The organism is Nocardioides cremeus (assembly GCF_030518195.1).
In the GTDB taxonomy this organism is placed as follows: domain Bacteria; phylum Actinomycetota; class Actinomycetes; order Propionibacteriales; family Nocardioidaceae; genus Nocardioides; species Nocardioides cremeus.
Genome location: NZ_JAULSC010000070.1, coordinates 1 through 598, shown reverse-complemented (window position 1 = coordinate 598; position 598 = coordinate 1). Strand labels below are relative to the sequence as shown.

Sequence of the window (598 nt, the reverse complement as noted above, 5' to 3'; positions counted from 1 at the left end):
CGCGGATCAGGTGCACCACGCACGTCTGAACGGTCGCATTGGGCCAGGTCGCCTCGATCGCCTCCGGCAGCCCGGTGAGGCCGTCGCAGCACACGATGAGCACGTCGCGGATGCCGCGGTTGGCCAGGTCGGCGCAGACCCCGGCCCAGAACTTGGCTCCCTCGTGCTCTTGGACCCAGATCCCCAAGACGTGCTTGATGCCGTCGATGTCGACCCCGACCGCGATGTGGGCGGCCTTGTTGACCACGTGCGCGCCGTCGCGGACCTTGACCACGATCGCGTCGAGGTAGATCACCGGGTAGATCGCCTCGAGCGGGCGGGCCTGCCACTCAGCGACCGCCTCGAGGACCTCGTCGGTGATGTTGCTGATCGTCTCGTAGGACAGCTCGGTGCCCAGCGTGGACTCCAGGTGGTGGGAGATGTCCCTGACCGTCATCCCGCCGGCGTAGAGGCTGATGATCATCTCGTCCAGCCCGCCCAGGCGCCGCTGGCCCTTGGGCACCAGTCGCGGGGTGAACGTGCCGGCCCGATCGCGTGGCACCGCCAGGCTCACGTCGCCGACCTGGGTCGCGACCGTCTTCGGGGTCGTGCCGTTGCG

The 598-nt window shown here is 68.9% G+C and carries 1 protein-coding gene; it reads right to left on the bottom strand.

The genetic code is table 11. From position 1 onward, the window contains the following. On the bottom strand, positions 1-598 hold a 598-nt coding region (locus QWJ41_RS20765), incomplete at both ends, for an IS256 family transposase (RefSeq protein WP_302710372.1).